The 7,857-nt window shown below is 59.5% G+C and carries 8 protein-coding genes and 1 pseudogene; 3 read left to right on the top strand and 6 right to left on the bottom strand.

Annotated features, from left to right (window positions below; genetic code table 11):
* Positions 1 to 1,654 (bottom strand): UvrD-helicase domain-containing protein (locus tag EOA85_RS21050; RefSeq protein WP_245485917.1); only part of this gene is annotated, 1,654 nt, incomplete at its 3' end.
* 510 nt (positions 1,655 to 2,164) lie between these two features.
* Here EOA85_RS21050 and EOA85_RS21045 point away from each other — a divergent pair.
* Positions 2,165 to 2,884: a hypothetical protein gene (locus EOA85_RS21045; RefSeq protein WP_127211024.1), complete on the top strand. Its 720-nt coding sequence runs from the start codon at positions 2,165 to 2,167 to the stop codon at positions 2,882 to 2,884.
* 89 nt (positions 2,885 to 2,973) lie between these two features.
* On the opposite strand, the gene EOA85_RS21040 is transcribed toward EOA85_RS21045, so the two are convergent.
* Genes EOA85_RS21040 through EOA85_RS21025 form a run of 4 tightly spaced genes read right to left on the bottom strand, consistent with a single transcriptional unit; the run spans position 2,974 to position 5,945 of the window.
* Positions 2,974 to 4,335 (bottom strand): ThiF family adenylyltransferase, encoded by a 1,362-nt coding sequence (locus tag EOA85_RS21040; RefSeq protein ID WP_127211023.1) that lies wholly within the window; start codon positions 4,333 to 4,335, stop codon positions 2,974 to 2,976.
* On the bottom strand, positions 4,332 to 4,802 hold the full coding sequence (locus EOA85_RS21035; protein WP_127211022.1) for a Mov34/MPN/PAD-1 family protein: 471 nt from the start codon (positions 4,800 to 4,802) through the stop codon (positions 4,332 to 4,334). Before EOA85_RS21035 ends, EOA85_RS21040 begins: the two co-directional genes overlap by 4 nt.
* Positions 4,799 to 5,236: a putative metal-binding protein gene (locus EOA85_RS21030; RefSeq protein ID WP_127211021.1), complete on the bottom strand. Its 438-nt coding sequence runs from the start codon at positions 5,234 to 5,236 to the stop codon at positions 4,799 to 4,801. Before EOA85_RS21030 ends, EOA85_RS21035 begins: the two co-directional genes overlap by 4 nt.
* A complete protein-coding gene (locus EOA85_RS21025) occupies positions 5,229 to 5,945 on the bottom strand; it encodes a multiubiquitin domain-containing protein (protein WP_127211020.1) in 717 nt (238 codons plus the stop codon). Before EOA85_RS21025 ends, EOA85_RS21030 begins: the two co-directional genes overlap by 8 nt.
* A 148-nt stretch (positions 5,946 to 6,093) precedes the next feature.
* On the opposite strand from EOA85_RS21025, the gene EOA85_RS21020 reads away from it, so the two are divergent.
* Both EOA85_RS21020 and EOA85_RS21015 read left to right on the top strand, forming a co-directional pair.
* Positions 6,094 to 6,480, top strand: a complete 387-nt coding sequence (locus tag EOA85_RS21020; RefSeq protein WP_127211019.1) for an MbcA/ParS/Xre antitoxin family protein — start codon at positions 6,094 to 6,096, stop codon at positions 6,478 to 6,480.
* Entirely contained in the window at positions 6,461 to 7,195 is a 735-nt protein-coding gene (locus EOA85_RS21015) for an RES family NAD+ phosphorylase (RefSeq protein WP_127211018.1), read from the top strand. Before EOA85_RS21020 ends, EOA85_RS21015 begins: the two co-directional genes overlap by 20 nt.
* Before the next feature lie 424 nt (positions 7,196 to 7,619).
* On the opposite strand, the pseudogene EOA85_RS39160 reads toward EOA85_RS21015, so the two are convergent.
* A pseudogene (locus EOA85_RS39160) lies at positions 7,620 to 7,857 on the bottom strand (hypothetical protein); the annotation flags it as partial.

Genomic DNA, 7,857 nt, shown 5'->3' with positions numbered 1-7,857 from the left:
GCGATCTTTGCTCAACCTCCCTTGGCAACCCTGCGCCAAAATCTCCATGCCTTGCGACATCGATGGCGTGAACCACCACGAAAGCGCAAATTTCAGTCCATGCCGAAGCTATCTTAGCGCATATGCCTCGGAAGGGGCGTCCCCGCTCATTCACAGTTGAGGCGAGCAAGACAGCATCGCCCAGGTCGCCACCCGGATCTGCGGGTAGGATGGGCTCAAGGAGCGTGTCTTCGTTGGAGAGCGGTATGCGACCACCCTGTCGGAAGACCCGGTGCAAAAAGTCGGCTAGATCCGCTGCCAGCGTCGCCGGATCGTCCCGAAACATGCCAATCACACCAATACCGGCATGGCCGGAAGTTGACACTACCCGCCGCTGAAGCGGGGACGGAAGAATGACCCGTGCCGGCTCAAAGTCCGGATCGTTCCCGATATGCTGGGAGAAGAATTCCACGATCTGCTCGGACGACCGATAGTTCTCTTCCAAACACACAAGTTGCGGTTCCCCGCATCCCAATTCGGCGCTGGCTCGCTCCCGAAAGTCGCGGAACAGTTCGATAGTGGCGCCTCGGAAGCGATACAGCGACTGGTCGTCATCACCCACAACGGTCATCGAGCAACCTGTGCGGAGCACCAACTCGAAATAAATCGCCTCTTGTAACGGGTTGGTATCTTGGTACTCGTCGACCAGAAGCATGTGAAGTGACTGCATGCTGCGGGGAAGCCTGCCTGCGACCAGACGATCCAGGAAGCGCTGCTCGAGCAGCGCGAAGTCCATTTGGTTGGTCCTCGATAGATGTGATTCGTAACGCTCTTTAATTCGGAGAATGGCCTGTCTGAACACTTTGTCGGTGTGGGGAGCGGCATAGCTGCTCAGGTTCACTCGGTCTTGCACTAGGCGATCGATTATCGTCCGGACGATCTCAGTCGCTTCGCCGTTGTTCCGCGTGGGGTCGCCGGAGAACCCGTAGCGTCCGAGATAAGCCTTAAAGGGGTCCCCTAGCTTCTGGAGTTCCGACCAAACTTCGCCTCTGCGATAAAGGACTGCTCGAGCGGCCGATGGTTCGAGGATGACAGGCGGGGCCTCGTTTGGCTCGCGCATGTCCCGCACCGCATCCTCGCAGATGCTGTCCAGCGTGCCGGCTATGTATCGGTTCACATCTACCTTGGTGAGGTGGCGCACATGCTCCTCGTCGCCCGCGTCTCGCGCCTTTGCGATCAGGTAGGCGCGCAAACTAGTCCCCCATTCAATTAATCGGGAGCGTATCTCTCGCCCGGCCTTCTCCGTGAAAGTCGTGATCAAGATGTCCTCGGGCGCGATGCCATCCACGAAAGTGAACCGCAGGGCGCGCAGCACGAGCGTAGTCGTCTTTCCCGTGCCTGGCCCTGCTACGACCAACAGGGGCACGCGGGGCCCAGCCTCAATCGCATCCCGTTGCCTCCTATTCGGCTGGTGGGTGGACAGCGCTGCCGAAACAACGGCAGCAAACTCCTCAAGGGCGGGTGCGGTACGGAACTCAAGCAAAACCGTGTCCTCCGACCCAAACGTACGCGAGGCCTTGCTGCAAATCGCACACCATAGCCTTACCGTGGCTTGCAAACGTTGATGGGGCGCTCGAAGGCGAAATCTTTGCAACGCCGCGCGCGGCAAGGTCATAGACCTCGGCCGGAGCCACTAGTTCTCGGACCCAAGACGCTGCGATAACTGCAGTTGCAAATTTGCCCATAGTCACGCCCCTGCCCGCGATGAACTAGAAAAACGTCGACTTTTCAGTGCCCAGTTGGGGCATGCACAAAGCGCATGCGTCAAGAATCCCCAAAAAGTATCGCGTCTCTCTCAGCGCTTTCAGAACTTCTGGCGGATTTTGAACCCAAGCAATCACCGACCCAAATCGCGACAAACGACTTCATAGCTTGCCGTGACCATTATGTGCTTGATTCGTTTAGATAAGGGTAGCCCGAGTCTTAATCTCCAAGCACTTGCTTGGTGCCTGACACTCATTTGGTGGCTGCATGTTGAGGAAGCGCTGCCAAAACCCTTCGGTGACCGGTTCAACAGGCTACATCTGCTGACGATTTGGGGGATTAGAGTTGCGTCCGGTGAATCCCCGAGCCTTGCGAGGATTGGTGCCTATGGCATTATCCTAGATCTCAACTGGGGCGGGATATGGAAAACCAATTTACTGATCGGCGTCCAATTATCGCCTACGCGGATGCCTTGCAGTTGGTCGCGACCAACAATTGGCAGTTCGATACCGATTTACACCGGTTGCCTGGCGAAGCCCACGCGAAGCTCGTGCGGGCCGATCCCTCTTTCGCAACGGCTCAGGTTCCTCATGGGCCACGAGTTTTAGAAGCGATGGCCGGCTTCCATGAGACACTGACAGAAAATTTCGAGTCGAAGGCGCTCCAGGAACCTCCCGCCCGCTTCAACGGCCGTCTGCTGATGCATGTGCGGATTAGTCATAACGCAGTTTTTCGCGTCTCACCTGCCATTTTAGACAGCATGTTTGGTGTTGCAGGCATTGCTGTCTTGGTTGCGAGCGCCCCATCTGCCGCGCTGCTGGGCGGAGGCCTAGCGATTTCAGTTGCGGAACTCGTGCGGAGGCTATCGGCACATTTCGTTAAGATACATGACCCCGTGGAAAAGGCTGTTTTTCAACAGGTTTGCGTCCTGGCTGCAAAGACAAGGGTCAACGACCCGGTAGCTTTGGAGGAAGGCCGATACGAAGAGGCCATAGGACCCGTTATTCCAGACCGACGTATGATCGTTGAAAGCCTGAAGGGAGAGTACCAAGAAGAATCGGTCGAACGTGCGATTAGCGACCTCGTTAACAAACAAGTCCTTCAAGAAGCCGCGGATCACAGGATTACGGTGGCCTTCTAGGTGCGATTATCTTTTCCCGCCAATGCTCGCCTATTGGCCTTAGGCTGTGCGAAGCGCAGGCAGCCACAATGGCAAACGACCAACGCACTTCAGCCCAGCTCACCCCAAAGCTTCCGAATGACCGGTTCGTACTCTGGCCTTGAACAGAATTGGCAGTCGGGGTGCCGCGGGCGCAGCGTTCGTCCCCGTGCGATTGGCAGGTTCCATGGATCGATCGACCAATAGTTCGTGGTGGCTGCTCCCGCAAACGACCTGAGCATCTCAACTGCCATCAGTACGCCGGCCCAGGCGGAGACGAACGCAAACGGTGCTAGCACCTGCCGGCCTTCGGGTGTCGCCAGCGCCTGCTCGGCACAGATCTGGCGAAACAAGGTGTCGAACGCGATGCCGATTAGCTCCGCCGCGGTGAATGAGGGATGCGTTCTCACTATCCGATGCGCGATGTCCTCGGTAATCAGACCGACACGCACATCCGCGATATCGACCCCAAGACCCTCCGCGATTGACCGTTCGCGCGCAAACTCCTCTGGGACATGCCGGTAGATGCAGGCCAGGCATGCGTGATCTGTTGGCAGGACGTTCGAGTGGACCACCACACCACGCACATCGGTGGTAGAGGCGTCGATAATGCGGTGAGGCACCTCAAGTTGGATTGACCGACGCGCGAGCCGACTGTCGACAGTTACGAAGGCCGTTTGCGGGGGATGACGAAGATCGCGGACAAGTGCCTTGAAATCGGTTACGTACGGCCGAATTGCCAGATTGGGAAACTCGGACTGGGCGCGCTCAGCGAGCGCCACGGCCTTGTCCCTCCCTACGTCCTCGTCCCGAAGGTACATGCAGCGATTCAAAATGCCGGCCTGAACCACTTTGGGGTCGACGATTGCCAAATCGCCACGGACGTTCAGATGCCGCGCGGCGCGAAGGAACCCGTGCGCTACAGCGCCAGCGCCGGCCATGACTGCGTCCTGCAGCTCAATCGACCCAGACAGCGCCCCCTTTGGAATCCCAAGTTGCGCATAATCGAGGCGCATAGGCAGCCGTACTGCGGGTAGCGCGGTATCGTCGATAACGACATACACCGCAGCCGCAGCAGCCGCACAGGCAGCAGCCGCGGCATGGAGACCATGAGGCTTATCGAAATGCCGCTCCGTGGGCAAAAGGGAGATGGCTGCATCGATTGCGCCAAGGTCCGCGTAAAGGCGCCTGGCTCCTGTGCGAGGAGCGCTAGAGCCTATGATCAACTCCAAATCGGGCGCCGTGTCATCGAGATCGAACTTGGCCTCGACCGTGCGCCCAAGGAGCTGACCGACCTCATAAGCCCAAGCCGACTTCCACCCGGGTTCGGTGGTTACGAGTACAGTACGCTTCAGCCGCTCGCTGGCTTCGACCTCGTTGACGCCTATGTGGGCGGCCAGCATTAGTGCGTTCTGCTGAGCGGCGGTGCTCATGCCGTTACCATCAGACGAGCATCGAGGCCCGAGTTCGAGCAGTGGTCCCAACCTCCGGCCGGCGAGTACTCGTACGTCATGACCTCCGTCAGGAAGTTCTCCGGGGTGGTCGTTGCGGCAAAGTGGGGGAGGACGAGCGAAAGCGCACCCACGTGCCGGATGATCGCCCACTTGGCGTCGACATCGGAATGGTAGGCGCGACCTGGATGGGTGTGGATCTGCGCTACGATCCGTCGCCGAGTAGACCTGAGATGATCCATGAGGGCCTGCATAGAGGCCGGCGGCAGTTTGAAGTAGTCGATGTCCGCAATCTGCTCAGGTTCGTATACCTCGATGATAGAAGCCGGCGTGCGCACGGCAGCGGTCGATAGCCACAGTACAACTCGCTCATGGCGGCATTCTCCGCCGCGCCTGAGAATGTCGATGGTCGTACGCAACATCTCGCGCGTGCATATTACGGCGCTCATCCGACGCTCCTCTTCCATGCCCGCCAGAGCTGGAGCACGATGCCGCCGAGGTCCATTCCGGACACACCGCGGTAGTTGTCCCAGAGGTCGGTCGTGTGGCTGGAGTGCACGTGATACTCGCGCGCACCCCGCATGCAGACAAACGGCCGCCCGGTATTCGGATGTGGGCCTCCGTTGAATACGCCACCACCATTCGGCGGTGCCGTATCCAAGTGCCTTCCCTTGCTGTCGAGAAGCTCGATTGCGGGGGGAAGCTCGTCCCATTCGGTACAGTTCAGGCGGAGCCTCAGCGGCGCGGCCGTGTTATGGTCAAAAAGAACGTCCAGGATTGGGAAGCTCGACTCAAGAATCGACCAGCGGTACATTTGGGCGGATCGTGGATCGATGCGCCCTATGTCGCGGTCGAACGCCGCACGGGAAAGCGCTTCAAGCACCGCCGCCTCCCTCGCGCGCACCCCATTCAAGCGCGACCTGCCCGACCAAACCAGCCTCGGCGAGGGTCTGCGTCGGGCTTACGTCGTGACCGGCGACTGTGACGACCCAACCCTCAGTGCCGGTGAGATGGAGTTTGCGCGCCGCATCGGCGAGCACCTGAGTGATCGGAGTTGAGGCCGGGTAGCGCTTAGCTCCCTCGGCGGGGAAGGTGCCCGCCGTGGTAACTACCGTTACGAGCACCTTGTCGGGATGCGCGTCTTTGCGGGAGACGACATCCTCGACGCCGTTTTCACCGAACGACAGCAACCCGCCGTGGCGAAGCACCGTGTCCGGCTCCTCCTCGCGCTCGAGAACCCAATGGTGCCCGTCGAGGGGAGGCCAGATCGACAGGAATTCATCAACCTCGATATCGTCGGTGCCCCATACCTGACCAACTTCATCGACGGTGAAGCCATAGGTGCGGTCCGATAGGAAGGCGCGCAGGATGCCGCCCCTTTCCTTCTTGAGGTCAATGTCGTCGTCGGTGCCGATCAGATGGGTTCGGCGATCGCGGACCAAGATGAGTTGGTGCTCGCTCGCGGGCACGTTGCCCGAATGCGTGAGTGCTTCGCGGCCGGTAATGACGTTGTCCGAGAACTCCACGTCGATTCCATTGACCGGGTAGTTAACGCCGCGAGTGCGGCCTTCCATTTCCACTACTTTGTTCATCGCTATTCTCCGTATGGCCGGGGCTCTTGCAGCCAGACTCTTGACGTCAGACTTGTTTGGACTATTCTTTGATTCGAGTCCCGATGTGGACTGGTCTATATCGGGACCGGTCTGCCAGTCAAGTCCATTTTTAGACAGGAGGAGTTTGATGCATGTTGAAGCACCCGCCGCCCGGCAGGGCGCTGGGCAACCTACGATTCCGGTCGAGCTAGAGGCGTTTTTCGCCGTCGCAGGGAAGTGGCACCTTTCGACCGAAGAACAGATCACCTTACTCGGATCCCCGGGGAGATCGACCTTCTTCAAGTGGAAGAAGGAGGGCGGAACGCCGCCCCCCGACACCCGGGAGCGAGTCTCCCACATGCTCGGGATCTGGAAATCTTTGCGCATCCTTTTCACGCAGAACGAGCGTGGTGAGGCTTGGGTGCGTGCAAAGAACCGGTACTTTGACGGCGCTAGCGCTCTCGACGTTATGCTTGAGGGCATGTCGGGCATCATTCGCGTAAGGAGATACCTCGATGCCCAGCGTGGCGCTTGAGAACGCTCCTTTGGTGAAGTGGTCCGGAGACGCGTTCCGGCTCATCCCGTCCCGCTTTCCTCCAGTCAACGTCTATGAGGGGTTGATCAACAGTGATCGGCAGGACGAGATCGTCTCTCTTGAGAACCTCACCAACCCCAGACTTCGCTCCCTCGACCGGCTGAAACAGGCGACGCAGGGCGACGCCAGTGCGGACCCGCGGCTCCAGAATTGGAACCTTGCGCCGTTCGCATACGGTAACCCCGATGGCACTACGTTCTTTGGTGAGGACCGGCCGTGCCTTGAGATCGCATTTGAGCGGCAAACGGCTTTGGCGGTATCCGTCGCAAAGCGGGAAACCTTCCTAAAGGCGACTGAGGAGGCGTCAATCGGGCTTGACATGCGGATGCTATGCACCCCAGTCAACGGCACCTTGTGGGATCTTCGCGATATTGAAGGGTTGCCTGCTGGGCTGGACGAGAAGCGGCGGCGCGAGATCGGGGCCAAGATGCCGGAGGGCGCCCAGGGCATCCTCTTCCGTCCCGTCGAGCGGCCGGCCGGCATTTGCCTCGCCATAGTGACGGGAGACGTCTTGGAGCGATCTCGGCAGACGGTGCACTTTCGCTACGTGTGGGACGGGAAGCGCATCTCGATCCTTTATGCCTTCGATAATGAGGGAGTTCGTATCGAGGCGTCGGCGCTGGCAGGCGAAGACGACGTTCTCGCCGCAGCCTAAGCAAAGTCACAGAGCGCCTGCCGACCAGCCGTTGAGCCGTACGAAATCGTGGAAGCTGCAACCAGGCGCCAGGCATACGACACTCGGCAACACCCTTCCATCCGCAGCAATCGAGTGTCTACGCAGTGACACTCCATGACCGTTCGAACAGGTGAGCTCTGCTTTGAAGGTGGCGCGCGTCCGCGCGTTACATGCCTTCCACATAAGAGGGGGCGGCCGTCCAGCATTCTTCCAACACTCTAATCCGATGACCGGCCGCCACCCGCCCAGAGGTTCCACTGGTTCGGACTTCGACAGTCCGAGCATCCGGAGAAGAACATTGATCGCGCCTTTGAATGATATCACTGGCGTCTTCCTACCCGAGCTAGCTGGCTGCGCTGCTCTGCCAAACGCTCCATATTCGTGAACCGTAGCAGAGTTTCCGCTAAGACCTATTCGGCCTCCAGAATGCCGGTACGCCTCTGGCTGAGCCCACGTCAACTGCGTCCGGAGCGCGGAGGCGGTCCAATGTGCTTGAGGGTTTGCCCGGCTCAAGCAAGCGCGCCTGACGCAACGCCGCCAGATCAGCCGAGCCGGTGCAGAAGCAGGCGACGGCCAACTGGCGGATGACGATCTCGAAATGCGCGACAACCCCCTCGGTGGACACTGTCGCCGCGCCCAGC

The organism is Mesorhizobium sp. M5C.F.Ca.IN.020.29.1.1 (genome assembly GCF_003997375.1).
Classification (GTDB): Bacteria; Pseudomonadota; Alphaproteobacteria; order Rhizobiales; family Rhizobiaceae; genus Mesorhizobium; species Mesorhizobium wenxiniae.
Note: the sequence above shows the minus strand (reverse complement) of the source record. Positions and strands in the feature narration are given on the sequence as shown.

Bases quoted from the DNA above. Each gene is read 5' to 3' on its own strand.
- EOA85_RS21045 (WP_127211024.1), top strand. From the start codon at position 2,165: ATGGAAAACCAATTTACTGATCGGCGTCCAATTATCGCCTACGCGGAT.
- EOA85_RS21040 (WP_127211023.1), bottom strand. From the start codon at position 4,335: ATGAGCACCGCCGCTCAGCAGAACGCACTAATGCTGGCCGCCCACATA.
- EOA85_RS21035 (WP_127211022.1), bottom strand. From the start codon at position 4,802: ATGAGCGCCGTAATATGCACGCGCGAGATGTTGCGTACGACCATCGAC.
- EOA85_RS21025 (WP_127211020.1), bottom strand. From the start codon at position 5,945: ATGAACAAAGTAGTGGAAATGGAAGGCCGCACTCGCGGCGTTAACTAC.
- EOA85_RS21020 (WP_127211019.1), top strand. From the start codon at position 6,094: ATGCATGTTGAAGCACCCGCCGCCCGGCAGGGCGCTGGGCAACCTACG.
- EOA85_RS21015 (WP_127211018.1), top strand. From the start codon at position 6,461: ATGCCCAGCGTGGCGCTTGAGAACGCTCCTTTGGTGAAGTGGTCCGGA.